20 protein-coding genes are annotated in these 22,899 nt (G+C 48.2%); 13 read left to right on the top strand and 7 right to left on the bottom strand.

Annotation, left to right across the window (positions count from 1 at the left end; genetic code table 11):
- Positions 1-4: 4 nt before the first annotated feature.
- Positions 5-493 carry a GNAT family N-acetyltransferase gene (locus CUS_RS03740; protein ID WP_002847621.1) on the top strand — a complete coding sequence of 163 codons (489 nt, stop codon included), beginning with the start codon at positions 5-7 and terminating at the stop codon, positions 491-493.
- Positions 494-799: 306 nt separating this feature from the next.
- Here CUS_RS03740 and CUS_RS03735 read toward each other — a convergent pair whose 3' ends face one another.
- The 7 genes from CUS_RS03735 to CUS_RS18505 all read right to left on the bottom strand — a co-directional run bounded on the left by CUS_RS03735 (position 800) and on the right by CUS_RS18505 (position 8,918).
- The gene (locus CUS_RS03735; RefSeq protein ID WP_002847630.1) at positions 800-1,888 is read right to left on the bottom strand and encodes a hypothetical protein; all 1,089 of its coding nucleotides are present in this window, start codon (positions 1,886-1,888) and stop codon (positions 800-802) included.
- Between the two features lie 77 nt (positions 1,889-1,965).
- Entirely contained in the window at positions 1,966-2,964 is a 999-nt protein-coding gene (locus CUS_RS03730) for a hypothetical protein (protein WP_002847597.1), read from the bottom strand.
- A 239-nt stretch (positions 2,965-3,203) separates the two neighbouring features.
- Positions 3,204-4,481, bottom strand: coding sequence for a sensor histidine kinase (locus tag CUS_RS03725; protein ID WP_002847592.1), 1,278 nt, complete (start codon positions 4,479-4,481; stop codon positions 3,204-3,206).
- A 3-nt stretch (positions 4,482-4,484) separates the two neighbouring features.
- On the bottom strand, positions 4,485-5,189 hold the full coding sequence (locus tag CUS_RS03720; RefSeq protein WP_002847641.1) for a LytR/AlgR family response regulator transcription factor: 705 nt from the start codon (positions 5,187-5,189) through the stop codon (positions 4,485-4,487).
- 238 nt (positions 5,190-5,427) lie between these two features.
- A complete protein-coding gene (locus CUS_RS03715; protein ID WP_002847642.1) occupies positions 5,428-6,243 on the bottom strand; it encodes an SDR family NAD(P)-dependent oxidoreductase in 816 nt (271 codons plus the stop codon).
- Between the two features lie 9 nt (positions 6,244-6,252).
- Positions 6,253-7,263, bottom strand: a complete 1,011-nt coding sequence (locus CUS_RS03710) for an NAD-dependent epimerase/dehydratase family protein (protein WP_002847620.1) — start codon at positions 7,261-7,263, stop codon at positions 6,253-6,255.
- A 158-nt stretch (positions 7,264-7,421) separates the two neighbouring features.
- Entirely contained in the window at positions 7,422-8,918 is a 1,497-nt protein-coding gene (locus CUS_RS18505) for a leucine-rich repeat domain-containing protein (protein ID WP_002847629.1), read from the bottom strand.
- A 471-nt stretch (positions 8,919-9,389) separates the two neighbouring features.
- On the opposite strand from CUS_RS18505, the gene CUS_RS03700 reads away from it, so the two are divergent.
- The 12 genes from CUS_RS03700 (at position 9,390) to CUS_RS03645 (ending at position 22,866) form a co-directional block, all read left to right on the top strand.
- Positions 9,390-10,520 (top strand): cysteine desulfurase family protein, encoded by a 1,131-nt coding sequence (locus CUS_RS03700; protein ID WP_002847557.1) that lies wholly within the window; start codon positions 9,390-9,392, stop codon positions 10,518-10,520.
- Positions 10,521-10,808: 288 nt separating this feature from the next.
- Positions 10,809-11,987 (top strand): tRNA uracil 4-sulfurtransferase ThiI, encoded by a 1,179-nt coding sequence (gene thiI, locus CUS_RS03695; RefSeq protein ID WP_002847616.1) that lies wholly within the window; start codon positions 10,809-10,811, stop codon positions 11,985-11,987.
- Between the two features lie 503 nt (positions 11,988-12,490).
- A complete protein-coding gene (locus tag CUS_RS18500) occupies positions 12,491-13,033 on the top strand; it encodes a CinA family protein (protein ID WP_002847567.1) in 543 nt (180 codons plus the stop codon).
- A 30-nt stretch (positions 13,034-13,063) separates the two neighbouring features.
- On the top strand, positions 13,064-14,140 hold the full coding sequence (locus CUS_RS03685; RefSeq protein WP_002847590.1) for a class B sortase: 1,077 nt from the start codon (positions 13,064-13,066) through the stop codon (positions 14,138-14,140).
- A gap of 20 nt (positions 14,141-14,160) precedes the next feature.
- On the top strand, positions 14,161-15,231 hold the full coding sequence (locus tag CUS_RS03680) for a class B sortase (RefSeq protein ID WP_002847584.1): 1,071 nt from the start codon (positions 14,161-14,163) through the stop codon (positions 15,229-15,231).
- Positions 15,232-15,471: 240 nt separating this feature from the next.
- Entirely contained in the window at positions 15,472-16,566 is a 1,095-nt protein-coding gene (locus CUS_RS03675) for a cell wall hydrolase (RefSeq protein WP_037276438.1), read from the top strand.
- A 191-nt stretch (positions 16,567-16,757) separates the two neighbouring features.
- Complete coding sequence (locus CUS_RS03670; RefSeq protein WP_002847627.1) at positions 16,758-18,332, top strand: SpoIID/LytB domain-containing protein; 1,575 nt, start codon at positions 16,758-16,760, stop codon at positions 18,330-18,332.
- Entirely contained in the window at positions 18,322-18,909 is a 588-nt protein-coding gene (locus tag CUS_RS03665; RefSeq protein WP_002847591.1) for a Maf family protein, read from the top strand. Before CUS_RS03670 ends, CUS_RS03665 begins: the two co-directional genes overlap by 11 nt.
- 500 nt (positions 18,910-19,409) lie before the next feature.
- Complete coding sequence (locus CUS_RS03660; protein ID WP_100084526.1) at positions 19,410-20,297, top strand: SGNH/GDSL hydrolase family protein; 888 nt, start codon at positions 19,410-19,412, stop codon at positions 20,295-20,297.
- Positions 20,298-20,392: 95 nt separating this feature from the next.
- Complete coding sequence (locus CUS_RS03655; RefSeq protein ID WP_100084525.1) at positions 20,393-20,890, top strand: DUF4358 domain-containing protein; 498 nt, start codon at positions 20,393-20,395, stop codon at positions 20,888-20,890.
- The gene (locus CUS_RS03650) at positions 20,890-22,335 is read left to right on the top strand and encodes an MBOAT family O-acyltransferase (protein WP_002847578.1); all 1,446 of its coding nucleotides are present in this window, start codon (positions 20,890-20,892) and stop codon (positions 22,333-22,335) included. Before CUS_RS03655 ends, CUS_RS03650 begins: the two co-directional genes overlap by 1 nt.
- Positions 22,336-22,338: 3 nt before the next feature.
- Positions 22,339-22,866 (top strand): GNAT family N-acetyltransferase, encoded by a 528-nt coding sequence (locus tag CUS_RS03645; RefSeq protein WP_002847624.1) that lies wholly within the window; start codon positions 22,339-22,341, stop codon positions 22,864-22,866.
- Positions 22,867-22,899: the final 33 nt, after the last annotated feature.

Genomic DNA, 22,899 nt, shown 5'->3' with positions numbered 1-22,899 from the left:
TTAAATGGATATAGTTTTTGCAGATATATCATATCTCGATGTGATAGCAAATATCGAGCGAAGCTGTTTCCCCGAAGAACAGGCGGCGAAGAAGCATCAGTTCTGTGAGCGGCTGAGTGTATACCCCAAGCATTTCCTGCTGGCAAAAGATGACAGCGGAGATATAGCGGCATTCATAAACGGCTTTGTAACCGACCTTGCAGACCTGACAGATGAGATGTATACCACTCCCTCACTGCACGATGAGAACGGTGCGTGGCAGATGGTGTTCGGGCTGTGTACCCGCCCCGAATACAGGCACAGGGGCATCGCCAAAAGCCTGATGGAAAAATTCCTGAGCCTTGCAGAAGAACAGGGCAGAAAGGGCGCAGTGCTGACCTGCAAGCAGTCGCTTATCGGGTTTTATGAACAGTTCGGGTTTGTGAACGAGGGCATCTCGCAGGGTTCGGTGATAGGCGGGGTGCAGTGGTATCAGATGCGAAAAACTTTTTGATATGGACAGACGGCAGATGTTCTGAAATTTATGTCGTTTACTGTAACGCATCTGCCGATACATCTGAAAACACATGCAAAGACCCCCGTCGGGCTGATAAAGCCTGCGGGGGTCTATTATAGCGATCCAACTTTTTAAATCCACAAAATCCAGTCGCAAATGCTGGAATCTATGGGTTTTGTGACTGGATTTTGTCTGGATTTTAAGGCGAATCGCTATAAAATACCGTTGAAATATTATACTAAAGACCAGACCCCCACATCCATTATAGGATATGGGGGTCAACATATATGGAAGTCGATACTGTCAATTGATAGTGAAGCCGGAGGCTCTCATGTCATGTTTTACATATATCATTTCATCTCTGCGTATCGTCAGTTTTCTTATTATGTCATCTGCGATATGTTCAAATCTGTTTTTATCGGTATAGTGTACCACCAGTTTACCGCATTTGGTATGTTCGTTTTCTCTGCTGATGCCTGCTTTCACAGCGCGGTCGTAACTGCGGCTGCGGGTCTTTATCTTGCTGTTGGAATAGTGTGTTACATACAGTGCATCGACAGTTTTGTTCATATCTTCGGCAATGTAATGATCGAGAAGTTCCGGAGTGACATTTTCAAGAGTGTCACTAAGTACATTCAGCACGATATAGTCAGGCGGGCACACCTTGTTCATAAGATATGCAGGCAGTGAAAGATCCTTTTCGCAGAAAGGCGAAAAGACATCGGACGGAATGCCCACTATGATGACATCGGGTTCGTTGTTCTCTTCAAATCTTACGAAATGGTCTGAGAAATTCTCGGCTATCTCGGCAAAACTTCTGCTGTAGTCAAAAAGTTCAAATGGGAAGACCTCAGCGCCGAACATATCACCTCTGCTGTCAGAAGTTATCAGAGCGGTCTTATAGCCGCGTTCGGTAAGTATCTTCTGCAAGGCGAGTTCGGTATTCAGCTTGTCGGTACCGTCTGCAAGACCCATCACATATATGACAGGCACCGATACCCTACCCATCATGCCCTGAATGACTTTGTCTTTTCGGCTGAGATCCACATAATCACGGCTTATCCTGCGGGCATCGTTTTTCAGCTTTTTAGTCATGTCATTGTCGAAGCAGTGGTAGTTTATCACCTTTACATCGTGGTCAAAGAGTTCTTCGATGAAAGATGCCACATAGCTGTCGGAACATTGTGTGCTTCTGCAAACAACGACCGTATCGCTCTCGGAAGCTATCATTTCAGCATCAGCGTCTTCAAAACCGACAGTCTTGACCTTATCCTGAAAGCTGTTTCGGCTGACAACGCTGACTATCTTTGAGTTTTTGCCCATGAGCACATCGCTGTTCTCAAAGAAAACCATATCATTATCTGCCGCGCCGAACAGACATATATTTTCCATTATTATGTGACCTCCCTGTATTTTACCCTGATTATCTTTTTCAAGCCCCGCATTTTTGCATGTTGCGCGGGCATATCTTACATCTGTACGAAAATATCCTTTACTGTCAGCAGTTTGTTCAGAGTATCCCTTTCTCTCGTTGCAAACGTTCTCATCTTCTGAGCAAACATGCTGTCATCACCGCTTGGGTCTTCTTTTGTGAAAAAAGATTTTATATAGCTGTTTCTGAGCGTCTGGTGCTCTTTGCACAGCTGTTCGTATTCTTCGAGCACTTCATATACTTCGGGGATATCGGTGTGCTTTTCGTAAAAGCAGTGTTCTATCCGTTTGCACATGAGCAGTTTGTGCTCGTACAGCATGTGCAGGTCTTTTGTCATGTTACTGTAGCCTTTTTCCATTTTACGGGCGAGCCTTTCGTAGACATCGATGCCGTATTCGGCTTTGGTGTCGTAAAAACTTACAGGTTCGGGCGAAGCATCGAGATACCTGCCTATCCTTTCAAAGATCTTCTTATAGTCGATGACTGTTATTACGGTGCGGTCGTACTTTTCGTAGGCGATATCCCGCAGATATCTGCTGTCTGCGCTGTCATTTCCGCCTGTTCTGACAGCTGAGAAGAAAGCCTTTACAGTGTCTTCGTAGCTGATCTCCTTTGATACGAACCTTCCGCCGCCGTAGTTGTCATGTGCTATGAAGACCTGCTTGTTGTCATCATAGCCGCTTATTATGGTACTGTGCGGCAGTGTCGGACCGCTGTACTTATCGTTCACATATACCCAGTCAAGGAAGAGGTGTATATAGTTCTCGTTGTCTATGCCGTTTTTCAGTGTGCCGATAAATTCGTCTTCGCCTTTACTGTAGCTGAATACTGTGCTTTTGAGAAAAGGGCAGGCATCGAACAGTTTGAGGTGGTCTTCAAACACGGGCATATCCCAGTTTTCGTGGTACATAAGCTGTATGAAGTTGCTGTAGACCCAATTCATGTCTTTCTCTTCAATGACAGAAAACAGAAAACCGTATATGGGGTAATTGTAAAGTTTTGGCACTTTCATGGGAAGTATCTTTTTTTTTGGCAAATCTGCACTCCCTTTCGCAATGGTCATTCATGCTATCTGTGTTTGAATAAAAAGCCTATCATCCAATCAATAGGGTTAGAAACATTAATCAACGCCCATCACCTCACACGAAATAATGCCTGCGGTCTTTCCACAGGCATTATTATATCATCGTGTTTTCGGTTTTTCAATAGTTCTTTGGAGAACGGCAGTTAATGGGTGTGCAAAGGCATCTTTGCACCAAAAATATTAACTTATTGTTAATTGAGCAGTACTGCTTCGGCGCTTACTGCACCGTCACTGCACTTGATGCTGAACTTTCCACTGTACTTCCTCACGACATCTTCTACATTGCGTATTCCGTAGCCGTGACCACTGCCGGTCTTTGTGGTAGCCACAGCGCCGCCCGAATATTTCAGTTCATGTGAGGTGCTGTTGGATATCATAACATACAGTGCGCCGCTCTCACTGCTGACTTTTGCTTTCACCCACTTGTCGTCACATTTCTGTGCGGCTTCAAAGGCGTTGCTGAGCAGGTTCGAGAACACGGTACACATATCCATCATGGCGATATTTGTATTCTCTGAGAGTTGTCCTTCCCATTCAACAGTGACATCGCTGTGTTCCTCAGATAGTTCGTGCAGTATAACATCTACCAGCCTGACACCTGTGTGTATGCCCGAATTCAGCGGGGTCATCTTTATCTGTAAGTCTTTGAGATACCTGTCAAGTTCGTCATACTGGTCATATTCAAGCAAGGTATTGATGGCGTAAAGATGGTTCTTTATATCATGTCTGAAACGCTTCGTTTCCTCTTCTTTCTGCAAAAGATAGGTGTAGTATTTATCCTGCCACCTCAGCAGGTCGCGGGTGTATTCTATCTCTTTCTGCTTTTGCACAGAATTGCTTTTGTGGAAGAACAGCAGGAATACCACTACCACAAATACGACACAGCTGAGGCATGCGATGACAGTCAGCCGCCTGTCGCGTATGGTCGAACCGCCCGTGAATGAGAACAGCGTAAGACTGCTGATGTACACCATGAACAAGAACTGTCCTATACTCATCAGGACGATATACCTTGCCGATATACGGAATTCGGGGAACTTATCCGCGTACTTGCTTTTGACCAGCCGCAGTATCAGCAGTATGGGTATGGTCAGTGAATTTATCATAAAATCGACCTCATGGTAGCTGCTGCTGCGGTCGATCTGCAGGTCGGTCACTAGCATCACTATATTTGAATTTGTGATATCAAGTATGCAGATGCTCAGATATTCAAAAAGCAGAAACAGCACAGAACGCTTCTTCTCCAGCGCGAAAATGCAGGCAAAAGATGCGAAAACGCCATATAGTATGGCGTAATCATATATATTCAGGACAGAACTTATCGCCATCACCGCAAATACCGATGCTGCCGCCGATACCGCCAGCAGTTTCGGACTTTTTATCTTCACTGAACTTATGCCGAATGCGAACAGCAGCAGCTTTATCAGTTCGATGATGTAAAGACCTGTATTAGTAAGTATCTGGGTCATGGGCTATTGTTTGCGGGCACAGGTGGTTATATAGCTTATATATTTTTCCCTGAATTCCTTGTGCTTTCTTCTTGAAACGGGTATCTCCTCCTTGACATTCCTCAGCTTTACCGACATCTTGCCAAGTTCGGATATATAAGCATATGAAACTATGTATGACTTGTGTACGTAAAAGAACTGTTTGTCGCTAAGCACCTCAGCCCAGTGTTTAAGTGACTTACTGCTGTCTATAACATCATGGGTGGTATAGATATATGTGCCGTCACCGTAGGCGGCAAGATACACTATCTCGTCAGAACTCAGCACATATTCTCTGTCGCCCGTCTTTATGATGACTTTATGTCTGCTGGACATCTCCAGCTTTATCTCGTCTATCATCTTGCTGACTTTATTCGCATCCAGCGGTTTTGTAAGAAATCTGTAAGCCCTTACTTCAAAGGCTTCAGGCATAAATTCGCTGTGTGAGGTCAGAAAAACTATATACGAACTGACACCTCTTCTCCTCAGCAGCGATGCGGTTTCCATGCCGTTCATACCCGGCATATCTATATCAAGGAAAATAATATCGTACTTATCAGCGATATCTATCACGCTCTCACCGAGATAGCAGGTATCGGCATCGATATTCGGGTCAATGCTTTTTATGACCTCCTGCGTCTTTTTACAAAGTATCGGTTCATCGTCACATATCAATATTTTGATGTTCAAATTTAACACCTCCATATTATAAAAGGCTAATTTGTATAAATCATTAAACTAATATTAATTATATCACATCGTTATTCTGTTGTCAAGCGATATGTGCATGTTCACAAATTATGATATGTGCATGTTTACAACTTATGATACTGATATCAAATATCATAGCGGGCGCGGTATGACACAGGCATATTCGGGCATCAGAAAGGGGACGACAGCTGTAAAAGCCATCGTCCCTGTCGGGTAATCAGGTATATCTTTTGCCGAAAGTACAGCCGCCGTCACAGAGGATATCCACACCTGCGAGGTAGCCGTTGCGCTCATCGGCGGCGGTGGCTATGGCGTAGCCCAGTTCTTCGGGAGTGCCCATGCGTTTTTCGGCACCGTATCTAAGCATCTGTGCGCCCTCTTCCGCTTCTGTGTTGCCCATATCTGTCGAGATAAGTCCCGGGCTGAGGGACAGCACCCTTATTCCCTCGCCGCCGTATTCAAAAGCGCACTTGCCTGCGTACCGGACGGTGAAATTCTTTGACAGCGCGTAAGCAAGCCCCGACTGCTTGTACTTGTCTTTCGGCAGACGGCACAGCTTCAGCAGTTTTTTCAGGAACTTTTCTTCATCGGTTTCTGCCAGTTTATAGGTGCGTTTCGGTATGATAACAGACGGCAGGGCGTATGCGGAATTTGATGATATATCCAGTATGACGCTCCCGCTTCCCATGACTTTGCGAAATTCGCTGTTCACATAGACAGTTCCAAGTGCGTTGACTCTCAGCAGTTTTTCGGGGTCAGCCATTGAGGGTGAAAGACCTGCGGCATTTATGACATTGCGCACATTGCCGAGAGATGCGGCATACTCTGCCAGTACTTTTACGCTTTCTCTGTCGGAGGTGTCGCAGGCTTTTGTGTATACCTCAAATCCCTCCGCGCGGAGTTTTTCTGCCGCTTTTTCCAGCTTTGCAACTGTTCTGCCCGCTATGACTATCATCTTGCTTTTCGGCATATATCCTGCGGCGGCAAGACCCATGCCGCTCCCGCCGCCTGTTATAACACAAACATCAGCCATTTCGTTACCTCACGCTATCTTGCCCGACTTTCTCAGCCACGCTATCTCATCTCTCAGTGTTTCACGGTAGGAACGGGTGGTGTAGCCGAGTTCTCGCTTTGCCTTGCTCGAATCGAATGTGTTGTTCCTTGCAAGATTGTATACCGAAAAGCCGGTCATAAGGGGCTTTTTGCCTTTTTTCTTTGCGTTTTTCTCCATTATGCCCGCGATGAATGCGGCAATACTCAGCGGCAGGAAGAATTTCACGGGCTTGCAGCTGCTCTCTTCACAGACCAGCTTTGTGAAGTCGCGGAAAGACACCGCATCGTTGCCGAGAATGTAGCATTCGCCCTTGCGCCCCTTGTCTGCCGCGAGGATAGTGCCGTTGGCAAGGTCGCGCACATCACAGAGGTTGAAACTGCCGTCAATGCCCATCGGCATCTCGCCGCCGATTATTTTCAGCAGTGTGCCTGTAGTTTCGCCAACGGCGTAGTCTTCGGGTCCCATTATGCCGCTGGGGTGGACGATGCAGGCATCAAGCCCATTTTCGCGCACCGCATCAAGCACCAGCTGGGTCGCCATAGCTTTTGACTGACTGTAACAGCCCACCACCTTTTCGGTGTCGAACTGCGAAACTTCGCGTATCGGTGTGCCTGCGGCGGTTTCGGGGATAGCGCCTGTGCTGCTGCAATATACCAGCCTGCGGCATTCTTTGTGGGCAAGGCAGAGGTCTATGATATTCTGTGTGCCGCCCACGTTGACATCTATGACTTTCTGGCTGAAAGACGGATCGACCGTGACTATGCTTGCTATATGGAACACGACTGTTTCGGTATCTTCGGGGACGGTGAAAAATCTCTCCAGCGATTTTTTATCGCAGAGGTCGCCCACAATTATCTCAGCCTCTTCGGGTATGTACTTCATGGCGGGGTCGTTGGGCAGAACGAAAGCCCGCACACTGCGCCCCTGTTCAATAAGCTGACGGCACACCGTACCGCCCAGAAATCCCGCCGCGCCTGTTACCAAATACAATGTTTTCATGTTGATTACCTCCGTATCGTTTATCTTTGATCTGACTAAATGATACAGCGGCGTTGTTTGAGTAAGGTTTCTGTTATGTTTCAGTTTTGTTAAAGGCAAAAAAGTTCGGCAGCCTGTTGTCAGACTGCCGAACTTATCACGATGCTATATATTGCTTATCATTTAACAGTTACGGTAACTGCACGCTTGATGGCGTTTGCGATATCCCACTTGCCATTGACCTTAGCGGCAACAGCTACCTTATAGGTCATGCCCGGTGTCATATTCTTTGGTGAGGTATAGCTTGTTGCTGATGCGGGGATGTTCTGGGTCTGTATCCTCCACTTGCCTGCAAGATATACAGCGATGCCGTACTTTTCGGCGCCCGATACTTTATCCCATGTGAAGCGCATCTGGTGGTACTGCTCGCTGTATGCTACCCTGACACTGTATGGGAGAGGCGCGAGCTGTTTTTCAAATGTTACGGGTGCATTATTCAGGGTTTTGTTGCTCATATCGATATCGATCGAGTACCAACTTAATGAGCTGCCGCCGAAAGTCACCTTGATGCCGCCTGTGAGTTCAAATGCCTTTTCGCCAACAGTCTTAAGGGTAGAGGGCAGCTTAACATCGGTCAGTGACTTGCAGCTGTAGAATGCAAGGCTGTCTATGGCAGTAACGCCCTCAGGTATATCTATGGAGGTGATGCCTGTCAGTATGAAAGCGCCCTGAGGTATGGTCTTCAGGTTCTTCGAGAGAGTGACCTCAGTCAGACCGTGACAGTTGGTGAATGCCTGTTTGCCCAGAGTGGTAACGCTGTCGGGTATGGTAACGGCAGACAGCTTCTTGCAGTTTGCGAAAGCATCACTGCCTATAGAAGTCAGGGTAGATGGCAGGTTCACGCTTGTCAGAGATTCACAGCTGCCGAAAGCAGAATTGCCGATCGCAGTCAGACCCTCACGGAAATATACCTTGTTAAGGCGCTTGCAGTCGAAGAATGTGTACTCAGGTATCTCGGTAACGCCCGCAGGCATAACTACACCCAACAGATTTTCGCAGCCGTAGAAAGCCTTCTTGCCGAAAGAGGTAAGACCCGACGGGAAAGTTGCCCTTGCCAGTGTACCGCAGTCCTGGAAAGCGTAATTACCGATGGAAGTTACATTTTCGGGAATGGTGACTGTCTGCAAAGAGGCACATCTCTGGAATGCGCCTTCGGGTATCTCGGTAAGACTGCTTGAAAGCGACAGACCTGCGAGATTCATGCAGCTTGCAAAAACACCGCGACCCATAGATGTAACGCTGCTCGGTATGATGACTTTTGAAAGATTTGAGCAGCCGCAGAATGCGAAATCACCAATGTATGTGACGGTCGAGGGGATAGTGACATCGACCATATCGGTGTTTTTGATAAATGCGTTTGAACCTATCTCAGTGACGGTCTTGCCGTTTATCTCAGAGGGTATCGTCACCTTAGTGTCGTGACCGCTGTACTTGGTTATTGAAATGGTGCCGCTTGCAAGTTCATCGTAGGTGAAGTCACCATAAACAGATGAAGCGCTTGCAGTAATGGCGGTGTCTGCAAAAAATGTGCCAACGGCAGTGCCGGGCAGGTAAGAAGCCACACTGAGAACAGCCAGCACGCTTGCGAGTGTGGTCTTCATGAACTTGTTTGACATAATGTTTTCTCCTTATAATTTAATTTTACCAAAAAATCGTTCAAAATCAGCCACATGGCTGAGAAACAGGCATTTGAGTGAGTGCAGCACAAAATTTAGTAAACGTTCACCTTGCCTTAACGTGATTATTATATCATAGTGCATCGGGAAGTTCAATAAAAATAATTTGAACATTTTTAAATATATTGTGCAAATCCACGCTACAGAATGTGAATAATACAAGGCTATATTAAAAAATATTATTTTATTACTCGAACGAAACAAAAGGAGTCACCGCAATAATTGGTTGTAAATATCAAAAATTGCTTTCTCAAATATTGCGGAAAGGAAAATGCAAAAAAAGGCGACGGCGATAATGAACACATTGCACATTATGAATTAAGAATTGTGTATTGAAATCCCCTGAAATCTATGCTATAATATAAGTTATGTGAAATTTTGCCAGAATGGGCTATGAAAGGACTGTCAGTTTTGATATATCTCGATAACGCTGCTACCACTAAGCCCTGTGATGCCGCTGTTCAGGGCATTCTGAAAGGGTTGGAAGTCTTTGGCAACCCATCGAGCCTGCACAGGTGCGGGGTCGATGCCGAATTGCTGGTCAGTGATGCCCGACATGCTGTTGCGGAAAGTCTGGGGTGTCTTGAAGAGGAGATATATTTCACCTCAGGGGCGACTGAAAGCAGTAACACCGCCATTTTCGGGGCTTTTAAGTCACAGGGTAAGCGCAGGCACCGTGTCGTTACCACGACTGTTGAACACCCTGCCACCGCGCGTCCAATTGACGAACTGGAACGGCTGGGGTGTGAGGTGGTGCGCATATCGCCTGATGAGAACGGCGTCATATCGGCTGAGAGCATCATAGATGCGGTGAATGAGGATACTTTTCTGGTCAGCATGATGCTGGTCAACAATGAAACCGGTGCGATACTGCCTGTAGGCAAGGCGTTTGCGGCGATCCACAGACGTTTCCCGAAAGTCATCACACACTGCGACTGTGTGCAGGGCTACATGAAACTGCCTGTCAGGGTGAAAACCTTGTCGGCTGACCTGATATCGCTGAGCGCACACAAAATTCACGGTCCTAAGGGGACGGGTGCGCTGTATGTGCGCAAGGGACTGCATCTTCCTGCGCTGGTAATGGGCGGCGGTCAGGAGAAAGACCTGCGTTCGGGGACTGAGTCGGTGCCGCTGATATGCGGTTTCGGGGCGGCGGTGAAGTCGCTGGCAGGCGACCTGAATGACCGTCTGGAAAGGGCGCGTCACCTTGAAAGTTATCTGGCTGAGAAGTGTGCTGAAAACGGCGGCGCAACGCTTAATTATACGGGCGAGAAGTCACCTTATGTGAACAGCATATCTGTGGCGGGGCTGAAATCGGAAGTGCTTTTGCATTACCTTGAAAAGAAAGATATTTATGTGTCCAGTGGTTCGGCGTGCTCAAAGGGCAAAAAGAGCGGTGTACTGGCAGAGTTCAGAATACCTGTACAGAATATGGACACCACACTTCGCATCAGCTTTTCGGCAGAAACGACAGAAGCTGATATCGATGCGCTGTTTGACGGCATAAAGTCGGCACAGGCAGAGTTGGCACATCTCAGATAGAACGGATGTTTTATACTATAATAATATATAGGGAAAAAACTCCGACCAAAACAGACTGATGGAAGAACGTTCCGTGAGCGTGTTACTTGTCTGTGTGATACGTGACTGTGTGTCAAGGTCAGAACGGCAGTTCGGCAAAGTCGGGGCTTTCTGACTGCCTGCAACGGCGTGTTGGGGTATGTGGTGCAAGACCATCGTGTTTGTTTAGTGAAACTGAACATTCTGCCGGCAAAATAATTCGTAAAAGGATACCGAAAACGACAAATTTTTTATAAAGGAGCAGTTATAATGAAGGAAATAATTCTTTGCAAGTACGGCGAGATAGCTTTGAAAGGTCTTAACAAGAGCACTTTCGAGAGCATGATGATAAAGACCATCAAACGCAGGCTGGCAAGTGCGGGTGAGTTCAGAGTAACTAAATCGCAGTCTACCCTTTATGTTGAACCGCTGGGCGATGAACCTGATGTTGACGAGTTCGAGAACAGACTTTCAAAGATATTCGGCATTGTCAAGCTGTGCAGAAGCGGTGCGGTCGAGAAGGATATAAAAGCTATATGCGAGAAAGCGCCCGAATATCTGGCTGATGTGCTGGAGGGTGCGCGCACATTCAAGGTGAACGCGAGGCGCTCGGACAAGAAATTCCCTCTTAAATCGCCTGAGATATGTGCTGAACTGGGCGGTGCGATACTGGAGAAGTTCCCGCACCTGGAGGTAGATGTGCATGAACCGCAGGTGACTGTCACTGTTGAGGTGCGCGAGGACTATGCTTTCATACACTCCGACCCTGTTGACGGTGCGGGCGGAATACCTGTAGGTTCCAGCGGACATGCGATGCTGCTGCTTTCGGGCGGCATAGATTCGCCTGTGGCAGGTTACATGATGGCGCGTCGCGGTGCTGTGGTCGAGGCTATACACTTTGAGGCTCCGCCTTACACTTCTGACAGGGCGAGAATGAAAGTCGAGAAACTGGCAGAACTGATGACCGCATACTGCGGCGACATCAAGTTCTTCTGCGTGCCTTTCACCGAGATACAGCTGAAACTTAGGGCTAACTGCCCCGAAGAACTGTTCACTATCCTCATGCGCAGACTGATGATGGAGATAGCACAGCGTATCTGCGAAAAAGAGGACGACATACAGGCACTTATAACAGGCGAAAGTCTGGGTCAGGTCGCAAGCCAGACTATGTATGCGATGGTGTGCACCGATGCTGCGTGCCGCATGCCTGTGTTCAGACCTTGTGTCGGTCTTGACAAGGCGGAGATAATCGAAATTGCCCGCAAGATAGGCACTTTTGAAACTTCCATACTGCCTTATGAGGATTGCTGTACGGTATTCACGCCAAAGCACCCCAAGACTCGTCCGAGCCTTGAAGAGGTGGAAAAAGCGCAGGCAAGTTTCGATTTTGAACCGTACATCAAAGAAGCGGTCGAGGGTACTACTGTAAGGCTGATAAAGCACATCTGATGTGTGCGGAAGATCTGTCTGAAAAGCGCTGTGAAAGTCGGACGAGCACTTGCGGACATGGGGTCTGACAGACTGACTTTCGGTCAATTTTTAGCATGGAAGCAATCGTTCACAGACGAAAAAATGCACACTTGCAGTTTCGTATTTTTATATATTAGAGATATGGTTAACTGTACAGAAAAAGTCGCAATTTGGCAAAAATGACAAATGGTAACAAAAATTACACAAAAGTTACAAAGTTGACCTGAGTTATATTTTAAGTACAATTTTCAAGACAGCGCCAATGTGAAAATGGTGTGAGCGAATGTGTGCTTTCCCGAAAATCCGATGTTTTATATGTGAACGGAGTCCAAAAAAATCAACACAAAACTTGCTGGAAATGCTTAAAAAACAGTCAGAAAAACCATGTTAAAATGATTTGAATTGCGCCTTGCGTTCACGAAATGTTTAAAAACGACGCGATTTCTTTGTGTGATGTGCTAGTAAAAGGAGGCGTTTCATTGATGAATTTTGCGGAAGATAACAAAGTGGTAACAGAAACTATTGACATTGTTACTGAGTGTGTAGTAAAATATATGTTAGAAAATTCCGTTACTATGTCTACAGCCGAAAGCTGTACGGGCGGAATGGTCGCGGCGGCTGTGACTTCGGTCAGCGGGTCGTCGGGTATGTTCAACGGCGGCGTGTGTACCTACACCGAAGAAATGAAGATGAAACTGCTGGGCGTTAAAAAGCAAACGCTGGAACAGTTCACCGTTTATTCGGAAGAGGTTGCGAGTGAGATGTCGCGCGGGGCGCAGGAAATGTTCGGCACAGACTGCGCGGTAGGCATAACGGGTCTTGCGGGACCTACAGGCGGCACAGCCGAAAAACCTGTCGGCACTGTGTATGTGTCGGCAAGATACAAGGATAAAGAGATAGTCAGAGAACTCAGGCTATTTGAAGAATATGAAAAACTTGACAGAGGAATGATACGCAGGCTGACCACGCTGAAAACCATGCAGATGGTATGTGAGGTCTGCGGGATACCTTACAGCATGCGCTGACAAGGCGCAGGTCAAGGAGAGTGACTGACGATGGCAATGTCAAACGAAACGGCGAACCTCACCGAAAGGGACAGCTCAAATTTCTTTCTGAGGTTCGTGAAATATTTTATCCCCTGGAAGGGCGACAAGAGCAATGAGATATTACGCAAGATAGTTTTCATGGGCTCGATAGTTCTTTTCTCGATGTCGATAGACCAGCTGAGCGACTATCTGGGCGCTTCAAAAGAAGAGCAGAGGTCTTACATACAGGATGTTGTGGTGAAGTATGAACCGCAGTTCGACAGCAATGTAAGCTACGGCATGGAAGCGGGCGGCGATGAATACGATGCCGCGAACCCCGAAGCTGCCGGTCAGAAGCTGAGTCTTCAGGACTGGGCGAAGCCGCTGCTTAAACGCAACAAAGATGTGGTGGGCTGGATAAAGATACCGGGATTTACCGATTACAGCGGTGAAGAGTATATAAATTTCCCTGTGGTGCAGGGCGAGGATAATGAAGAATACCTTTATCTCAATCTTGACCGTGAGTACTACGAATCGGGCAGTATCTTCGCTGATGCGTGGAGCGTGCTCGATGAGAACGGACAAACTGACAACCTCACCATATTCGGGCATCATATGGGCTATGTGGGTACCAGCTTCACACACCTGTCAGAGTATGAGCAGGGAGTTGACTTCCTGAAAAAGTACCCTATAATCGAGTTCAACAGCATATATGAGAGCGGACGCAAGTACGCGATAGTCAGCTGTTTCATAATAAACACTAAGGAAAAGGACGATGGCGGTGACCTGTGGAAATATGTTGGCTGCCGCGACCTTAATGAAGAAGACGGCAGTTTTGCTGACTGGTACGACCAGATAAGCAAGCGCTCGTGGTACACCAGTGACATTGAGTGTACGGCAGATGACAAGTATATCACACTTTCGACCTGCTCAAAATTGCTGAGTGACCTGAGATGGGTAGTCGTGGCGAAGAAACTGACACCTCGCGACAACATCGACCTTATCATCAAGTCATATAAAGAAAAGCCCGACAAGGATGTATATTTCCCGAAATACTGGCGTGATCTTTACGGCAACAACAAGATCTACAAGGGCTGGGAATACTGAGGCGAAAAAGGAAGAACAAAATGGCAAACGATACGAATTTTTCCGAGAGGGAGTCTTCAAACGGCTTTCTCCGTTTTATAAGATTTTTTGTGCCCGCTAAAGGCGACAGCGGCACCGAAAAAGTCCGCAAAGCGATATTTGCGGCATCGGTGATAATATTCGCCGTTTCGGTGGGGCAGCTGAAAGGCTATATTAACACCCACAAGGGCGAACATGATAACATTCATGGCGTGGTAGAGCAGTATGAGCCGAAGTCTGATGACAATATCAGGTATGAGGTGAATACGGGCACTGAGGGCGTTGAGATAGGTGCGGCAGACCTGACAGTCAGAAAGCGCGAAGTGCGTGACTGGGCGAAGGATTACCTTGAAGCAAACGACGATGTGGTAGGCTATATCAAGATTCCGGGTCTGAACGATTCCTACGATGAAGAGATGATAGATTTCCCGGTAGTGCAGGGAAAGGATAATGACTATTATCTCTACAAGGATCTCTACGGCAATTACTATGAGTCGGGCAGCATCTTCGCTGACGGCTGGGGCAGGATAAACGAGGAGGGACAGGCGGATAACCTGACTATCTTCGGACACCACATGGGCTGGGTCGGTACCAGCTTCACCCACCTTTCGGAGTACGAACAGGGCGTTGATTTCCTGAAAAAGTACCCCATCATCGAGTTCAACAGCATTTATGAGAGCGGCTGCAAATATGCTATAGTAAGCTGCTTTATGATAAATACCGATGCAAATGATGACAACGGCAAACTCTGGGAGTATATCGGCTACAGAGATTTCAATGATACAGAGTACAGATTTGATGACTGGTACAGCGAGATATCAAAGCGTTCGTGGTATGCCAACGATGCTATCAAATGTACCGAGAACGACAAGTACATCACCCTTTCGACCTGCTCAAAGCTGGTGGAAGAGGGCGTAAGATGGGTAATAGTCGCAAAGAAGCTGACTCCCGATGACAACATCGACCTTATCAAGTCTTCTTATACCGAGAGGGCTGATAAGGACATCTACTTCCCGCAGGTATGGAAAGATATCTACGGCAATAAGACAGTCTACAACGGCTGGCAGTACTGATGCGGGCGGCTCGGTAAAGGGCGAAGACTCGCGCGGGCGGTCACTTTTTAATGGGGGACGGTCTGCGGGCGGCGGTCCGCAATGGGGCGAAAGTCCCGAAAAATCTACCTTCGGGTATATATTGCTTTATGCTATTAGACCGACAATACCGTCGGTTTAAAATATAAAGCTCCGCAGCAGCTCTCACGGCTGCGGACAGGGGTTCTCGCAAGGGTACTCCGGAAAGGTAATGTGATAAAAATGAAGCAGAAAAGATCAAGGGCAGCTAAACGCAGAAACGTTAAGCCGTCCGTGAGAAGAGTCGGCACTGTGCTGTGGACAAGCGCGCTGAGCGTACTGACTATAGGTACCATTAGCGTATGCGGCATGCTGGGGCAGAAGGCTGACGAAGAAACAAAGGCTGCGAATGTAAACACCACCGACACAGCGAGAGATGAGGGTGCGTATACCGCACTCGATACTGTCACATGGAGAAAGGCAAGTATCAACGAGTATGAGTTTGCAGAGGTTTCTGCGCCTGACACAAGGGCAGCAGATGAGGAGAGCTCTGCGAACGAGATGACAACATCAGCCGCGGAGAAAAAGAACGCAAAGGCGTCAGTCAAGGCTGGGACTGATAAAAACGCCGATGTGAAGACAGAAAACAACATCAAAAGCATTTCAAAGACATTCCTGTATGTGGCTGAACCTGTCAGTCTGAGAAAAACTCCCGACAAGAGTTCAGAGGTACTGGAAGTGATCGATGCCGACGAAAGGGTCGTTGTTGACGGCTGCACCGATGACGGTGTGTGGTATTCAGTAAGGCACGGTGAGGTCACAGGCTTCGCTGCCGCCGAGAATTTCACAGGCAAGTCCCCCGAAGACAGCAAGACCGAAGAGAAAAAGGACGAAAAGTCCAAAGACGGCAAAACGGTCATTGAGTTAAAGGAAGACTCTTCCAAGAAGGGCAGCGTCATAAGCTACACCGATGAAGAGTTTGAGATGCTTTGCTACGTGCTGCAGGGCGAAGTTGGCAACTGCTCTGAAGCCAGCAAGATCGCCGTTGCCAACGTTATCATCAACAGGGTGAGATCGAGCCTGTTTCCCGATTCTATCTCGGCTGTGCTGACTGCACCTTCTCAGTTCGATGCTATCTATGGCTACTATAACGGCACTACCGTCCCCACGCAGAATACAAGAGATTGTGCGGCAAGGGCGCTTGCAGGCGAGGACAACACCAACGGCGCTACCTACTACTACGCTCCCGCGTACTGCGGAGGCGATATAGCAAGCTGGTTTGAAACATTACAGTTTTGTCTGGAAGTAGATGGTCAGAGATATTTCAAAAACTGGTAAAGTGCATAATTTAATGTCACGGTTTTTGTGCAGCATTTGTTAAGGACTACGAAAAGTCAGGACGGACTGCGGTTTTGTCTTGACTTTTTCTCTTTATCTGATAAAATGTAGAATGCAGGGCTATGCGCTGTGAAATGTAAACGATATCCCGCTATGGGGCATCACAAAATTTCAGCTGAGGAAGTTGTTTGATGAACAGGAACAAGAATGAAAAATATAGCGAGCCATCTAAGATGGGGCGGCTGACCGCACATATACGTATGCTGGTGACAGGCATCGCCGTCACAGGCGGCTGCGGGCTGATGATGCTGACTGACAGCGCTTTCAACCCCGCACCAAAGGCGGAGAGCGCTGAGCCTGTACGTGAGGTTACGGCTGACAGTGCGGCAGAAACAGTTATCGTGCATGATGCTGAGGTGCAGAAGGCTGCGGCATCTGCTTTCAGGACGGTGCAGAAGAGTTTTACAGCGCCGCTGGTACTGGCTGAACCGACTGTAAAGAAGATGGAGTTCCCGAAATTCAGAAAGGCTGCCATATGCGAGTATGATATCTCGGCGGCGGAAACAAAGTCAAAAGGCGTGACTGTCGAGAACGGTGAGATAACCGACCCAAACGACTTCACAGTTCCGTTCCCGCAGCAGGATACGCTGATATATTACCCTGAAAAGGGCGAACCGCAGAACCTCACTGCCACAAGGAGCGTGGCAGGGGAGTATTTCAGGGTACATGATGAAAATTCAGGTTCTACCCTTGTGATGAACGGACACGAACTGCTCTGCCTGATGGTGAACAACGAGATAGGTGACAGCTGGGACGAGGACGCGATAAAGGCGCAGATAGTTGCGGCGTACTGCCACCTGCGTTTCAATCAGGAACATGGGCTGACACCGACCATCGGTCTGAGATACGGCTATTCATCAAAGCTGGAGGGCTGCGTCAACTCGGTCGAGGGTCAGGCGCTGACTTATGACGGCGAAGTTATAAACGCTGTTTATTCGGCTTCGAGCGCGGGCTATACCACCACTGCGGGGGATATATGGGGCATGGATTACCCCTATCTCAAATGCGTTGAGAGCATATATGACGAACAGGACGTCAACTGGGGCTACGAAAAGAAGTACAGCCGCGCAGAAGTCAAGGCTTTGCTGGAGGGTCGTTTCGGCATTGCACTGTCTGAAGACCAGACAAAGTGGTTCACCATAGACAGGGCGTACAGCAAGGTGTACATCGATACTGTTACTATCGACGGCAACGCGGGCTGTAAGCTGACAGGCAACCAGCTGTGCAACCTGATGGGTCTGAAATCGAATGCTATAACCATAAAGTACAAGGACGGCGAGTTCACATTCACCTCCTGCGGCTGGGGACACGGCGTGGGCATGTCCCAGTGGGGGGCGCACTATTATGCTGAAAACGGCTGGACATACGATCAGATACTTCGTCACTACTATGTAGATGCAAGGCTTGAACTTTCTCAGCCTGCGGCATCATCGCTTTCGGCGGAGGACGAAACATCGGCGGGTGACAGTTCATCGGCGGCTGAAACGACTGCCCCTGTATACAGCGAGCCTGAACCTGCTGTTACAGAAGCACCTGCTGTTACAGAAGCACCTGTTCAGCAGTGGACACCTGAACCTGATACACAGTGGTCGCCCGATACACAGTGGTCGGACAATTCTGCCGACCAAAGCTGGGACGGCGGATATGACAATAACTACGGCGGCTGGGATCAGTCGTCATACGGAGGGGAAACCTTTGAATATTAAGAACCTGTTGATGGAATACGATGTGATACTGGCATCTGCATCGCCCAGAAGGAAAGAACTTATGCAGCTTATCTGTCCGAGTTTCAGGGTGATACCTGCTGACTGCGGTGAGGCTGTCCCCGAAGCGCTGAGTGCGCGGGATGTACCCGGTTATCTTTCTTATCAGAAGTGCGAGTGCATCTCGCAAGTCTACCAGAAGGCGGTAGTCATCGGCTGTGACACGGTAGTTACGACAGCTGACGGTGAGATACTTGGCAAACCGAAGGACGAGGAAGATGCAAAGCGCATGCTGAGGCTTCTTTCGGGCAGGGTACACACGGTAGATACGGGCGTATCTGTCAGCCACAACGGGCATATCGAAACTTTCACCGAAACAACGAAGGTATGGTTCAAGGAACTGACCGATGAAGAGATAGACGACTATGTGGCTACAGGCGAACCGATGGATAAGGCGGGCGCATACGGCATACAGGGCGAGGGCACTCTGCTTGTTGAAAAGATAGAGGGCGATTTCTTCAATGTGGTAGGTCTGCCTGTATCCAAGCTGGCGGCAAAACTGCACGAGATGCTGGATTAAACAAGGTCTTAACGGCACTGCGCTATGGGCGCGGTGCTTTTTTTGTGAGATATTGTTCGGTCGGGGCGTTATAACGAAAGGGTGCGCTGACAGTTCGTCATCATTACGTTTGAAGATAACATGCCGACACGGTCGCTTATGCCGACACAGTCGCATACGCCGACACGGTCGCATACGCCGACGTAGTCGCGTAATTGAGCAGAACGGTGCTTCTCTTATGTATAAACGCCGCATTTTCGGCAAAACTGTATATATCGGACTTATCCCCGATATGTTAAATTTATGATTTGGTACTTGAAATCATTGCGGAAATATGGTATGATATATACTGAGCGCGAATGCGATGTTTCAGCTTTGCCGCTCGGTCATAGTAACGACATGGATCTCGTGACATTCAACACCTACAGTCTAGGCAAAGCGCGGTGTCTGCAAGTGCTGAATGCAGAAATAGATATGTCGTTTGCTATAATAAAGCAGTCTTGTGCAGAGGAAAGTGGGCTATGGAACAGAGTAATTCGGCAATAAGAAAAAAACGTGTCAAGGCACAGCAGAATATTGTGACAGGGCTTTGTCTGGCTTGTATGGCGTTTACAGTGGGCTGGTCTGTGTTTGCGGGAGTCGTTTCGCATAAAAATGCAGTTAAAGCCGCGCTCGCAGATAAGAACACTTCCTCAAAGGCTGAGGTGGTAAGCAAGGCGGAAGAAACGTCTTCACAGGAAGATATGCCTGAAAGTTCGCAGGACGAAAATGCGGCGGTGGACTCCTTTGCGCCTTACGCACAGGAAGAGGGCGGACACCCTTATGCGGTGGCAAAAGACACTGCTGATGACCTGAGCGATGCGGTATTCATCGGTGACAGCCGAACTGTCGGCATGATGAACAGCACTGACAAACCTCAGGCGACATTCATCTGCGCGGTGGGTCTGAATATCGACACGGTGCTGACTTCTACCGACATAGTACAGGGTGACGGAAGTGTGGGCACACTGGCACAGGCATTGAGCGGACGCGAATTCGGGCGGGTATATATCAGCTTCGGCACGAATGAGATGGGCTGGCCTTATACCGATGTATTTGAAGATCACTTCACCGAACTGGTAACAACTATACAGGGTTATCAGCCGAATGCTAAGATATATCTGATAGGCATACTGCCGCTGGCACAGTCGCAGGATATGGACGGTGATGCGGTCAACAATGAGAATGCGAAGCTGTTCACTCAGTCGATAAAAGCTGTTGCGGACAAGCTGGGTGTGTATTTCCTTGACTGCTCGGCGGCTGTTGCTGATGAGAACGGTTATCTGCCCGAAGAAGCATCGCCTGACGGCATACACATGAATATGGATTACTGTTTATACTGGCAGAACTTTATAATCGATAATTCATGACACTCGGATAATGTTCGATCAACGGGCAGACAGCATAAATGCGCGATGCCCATAAATATACAGAAAAATGTAAATTAAAGGAAAAGGTGAGTAAAATGAATTTCAAGAAAACACTGTGTATCATTCTGGCGGCTGTGTCTGTGACCTGCGCTGTGGCTTCATGCGGAGATGACAAGAGCGAGGATAAGGGCGGCAATACCGCACAGACTCAGACCGAGAGCGCTGATGTTGCGGCTACCGCTGACAAGCTGAAGAGCGATATCACTTTTGAGGACAGCCTTGTAGAGTTCGATAGCGGCAAGATAGAGAAAATTCTCGGCGTTGCACCCGATGCTTACAAGAAGGCTAAGGTATATGTAAGTTCTACAGGCGCTACCCCTGAGGAGATAGCATGCTTTGAAGCTAACGACAAGATGGCTGATATAATAAAGGCATCTCTCGAAACAAGAGTCACCAACCAGAAGAGCACTTTCACCGATTATAAGCCCGAACAGGCTCCCAAGCTGGACGATGCTGTCATAATCGTTAAGGACAACTGCGTTTATTACTGCGTTTCGGGCGACAGCGCCAAAGCTAAGGAGATAATCGGTTAATGCTTTTTTCGAGTACGACCTTTCTTTTCGGCTTCCTGCCTGCGGTGCTGCTGCTGTATTTCGCACTGCCGAAACTGTTCGGCAGACATGCCCGCACTGCACAGAATGCTGTGCTGTTTCTGTTCAGCCTTGTGTTTTATGCGTGGGGTGAGCCGATATACATATTCCTGATGTGCGCTTCGATAATAGTTGCGTACATCACGGGCATATTGGCCGATAAAAGCCGACTGCCTGCGGACAAGCAGGGAAGCAAAGTACCGCTTGCCGCCATGACAGCGGCAGTGGTGTGGAATATGGGTCTGCTGTTGTTTTTCAAGTATACAGACTTCTTCATAAACACCATAAACAGCATCAGCGGCGCAGGCATAAGACCGCTGGGACTTGCACTGCCTATCGGCATCAGCTTTTACAGTTTCCAGACGCTTTCTTATGTCATAGATGTTTATCGCGGTGATGTGAAAAGCCAGCGCAATATCCTGCATCTGGGGACTTATGTGGCGCTGTTCCCTCAGCTGATAGCGGGTCCTATTGTGCGGTATATTGATGTGGCTGAACAGATGGTCGGTCGCCGCGAGAGTCTTGAAAAATTCGCTGACGGTGTAAAGCGTTTCTGTATAGGACTGGGCAAAAAGGTCATCATCGCAAATGCTGTGGGCGAACTGTTCGACACGCTGTCGAATGCGCCGCAGTCACAACTGAGTGTGGCGGCAAGCTGGATAGGCATAATCGCCTATACTTTCCAGATATACTTTGATTTTTCGGGCTACTCCGATATGGCTATAGGGCTGGGCAAAATGTTCGGCTTTGATTTTCTGGAAAACTTCAACTACCCGTATATCTCAGACTCCATCACCGAATTCTGGCGCAGATGGCATATCTCGCTGTCAAGCTGGTTCAGGGATTATGTTTACATTCCGCTGGGCGGCAACCGCAGGGGCAAGGCACGTCAGTGCGTGAACATAATGGCTGTGTGGTTCCTGACAGGCTTCTGGCATGGTGCAAACTGGAATTTCATGCTGTGGGGCGTTTACTTCGGCGTGATACTCCTGCTGGAGAAGAACTTCCTGCTGGGGTGGCTGAAAAAAGCACCAAAAGCTGTGCGGCACATCTACGCACTTCTGCTTATAGTCATTGGCTGGGGCATTTTCGCTTATGAGGATACTTCAAAGCTGTTGCAGAACCTTAAAAATATGTTCGGTCTGGGTGGACTGCCGCTCTGGAACGATGAAACTGCATTCCGTCTTTCGCAGAACGGCATACTTTTCCTGCTGGCGATACTATGTTCGACACCGCTGGTTAAAAAGCTGGGCGAAAAGATAAAGAACTCAAACGAAGAGGTCTACGCAAACTTCTGCGTGCCCGCAGAATGCGCTGTACTGCTGATAATTTCGGTGGCATATCTGGCAGGCAACTCTTTCAATCCGTTTTTGTATTTCAGGTTCTGAGAGATGGAGATATTCACCGAAAGGCTGATACTGCGCGAACTGACTTCAGATGATACGCCCGCACTGTGCGAGGTGCTGTGTGACAGCGAGATAATGCGGTACTATCCCTGCGTGTTCGATGAAGTGCGGGTGCGCGGCTGGATAGAGAAAAATCTTGAAAGATACCGCATTTTCGGCTTCGGGCTGTGGGCGGTATGCCTTAAAGAAAATGGCAGGCTGATAGGCGACTGCGGTCTGACCATGCAGAATATAAACGGCAGTATACGCCCTGAGATAGGCTATCATATCCGCCGCGACATGCAGAGGCGGGGCTATGCTAAGGAATCTGCCTGCGCGGTGTGCGGTTGGGCTTTTGAGAACACTCCGTTTAGGGTGCTGTATTCTTACATGAAGCATGAAAATGTGCCCTCTGCGAAGACTGCCATGTCTTACGGCGCACACTTTGCGGAAAGCTGTGAAGATGACGGGGGCGTGACAGATGTCTATGCCATCACCCGCGAAGAGTGGGAGAAGATAAGGGCGGTTCGATGAGCGCAAGTGCCGTAATTTCGCAAAAATAACAAA

The sequence above is a fragment of the Hominimerdicola alba 8 genome, assembly GCF_000178155.2.
GTDB classification, from domain to species: Bacteria; Bacillota; Clostridia; order Oscillospirales; family Ruminococcaceae; genus Hominimerdicola; species Hominimerdicola alba_C.
Note: the sequence above shows the minus strand (reverse complement) of the source record. Positions and strands in the feature narration are given on the sequence as shown.

Bases quoted from the DNA above. Each gene is read 5' to 3' on its own strand.
- CUS_RS03740 (WP_002847621.1), top strand. From the start codon at position 5: ATGGATATAGTTTTTGCAGATATATCATATCTCGATGTGATAGCAAAT.
- CUS_RS03735 (WP_002847630.1), bottom strand. From the start codon at position 1,888: ATGGAAAATATATGTCTGTTCGGCGCGGCAGATAATGATATGGTTTTC.
- CUS_RS03725 (WP_002847592.1), bottom strand. From the start codon at position 4,481: ATGACCCAGATACTTACTAATACAGGTCTTTACATCATCGAACTGATA.
- CUS_RS03715 (WP_002847642.1), bottom strand. From the start codon at position 6,243: ATGGCTGATGTTTGTGTTATAACAGGCGGCGGGAGCGGCATGGGTCTT.
- CUS_RS03710 (WP_002847620.1), bottom strand. From the start codon at position 7,263: ATGAAAACATTGTATTTGGTAACAGGCGCGGCGGGATTTCTGGGCGGT.
- CUS_RS18505 (WP_002847629.1), bottom strand. From the start codon at position 8,918: ATGTCAAACAAGTTCATGAAGACCACACTCGCAAGCGTGCTGGCTGTT.
- thiI (WP_002847616.1), top strand. From the start codon at position 10,809: ATGAAGGAAATAATTCTTTGCAAGTACGGCGAGATAGCTTTGAAAGGT.
- CUS_RS18500 (WP_002847567.1), top strand. From the start codon at position 12,491: ATGAATTTTGCGGAAGATAACAAAGTGGTAACAGAAACTATTGACATT.
- CUS_RS03685 (WP_002847590.1), top strand. From the start codon at position 13,064: ATGGCAATGTCAAACGAAACGGCGAACCTCACCGAAAGGGACAGCTCA.
- CUS_RS03680 (WP_002847584.1), top strand. From the start codon at position 14,161: ATGGCAAACGATACGAATTTTTCCGAGAGGGAGTCTTCAAACGGCTTT.
- CUS_RS03675 (WP_037276438.1), top strand. From the start codon at position 15,472: ATGAAGCAGAAAAGATCAAGGGCAGCTAAACGCAGAAACGTTAAGCCG.
- CUS_RS03670 (WP_002847627.1), top strand. From the start codon at position 16,758: ATGAACAGGAACAAGAATGAAAAATATAGCGAGCCATCTAAGATGGGG.
- CUS_RS03660 (WP_100084526.1), top strand. From the start codon at position 19,410: ATGGAACAGAGTAATTCGGCAATAAGAAAAAAACGTGTCAAGGCACAG.
- CUS_RS03655 (WP_100084525.1), top strand. From the start codon at position 20,393: ATGAATTTCAAGAAAACACTGTGTATCATTCTGGCGGCTGTGTCTGTG.
- CUS_RS03650 (WP_002847578.1), top strand. From the start codon at position 20,890: ATGCTTTTTTCGAGTACGACCTTTCTTTTCGGCTTCCTGCCTGCGGTG.
- CUS_RS03645 (WP_002847624.1), top strand. From the start codon at position 22,339: ATGGAGATATTCACCGAAAGGCTGATACTGCGCGAACTGACTTCAGAT.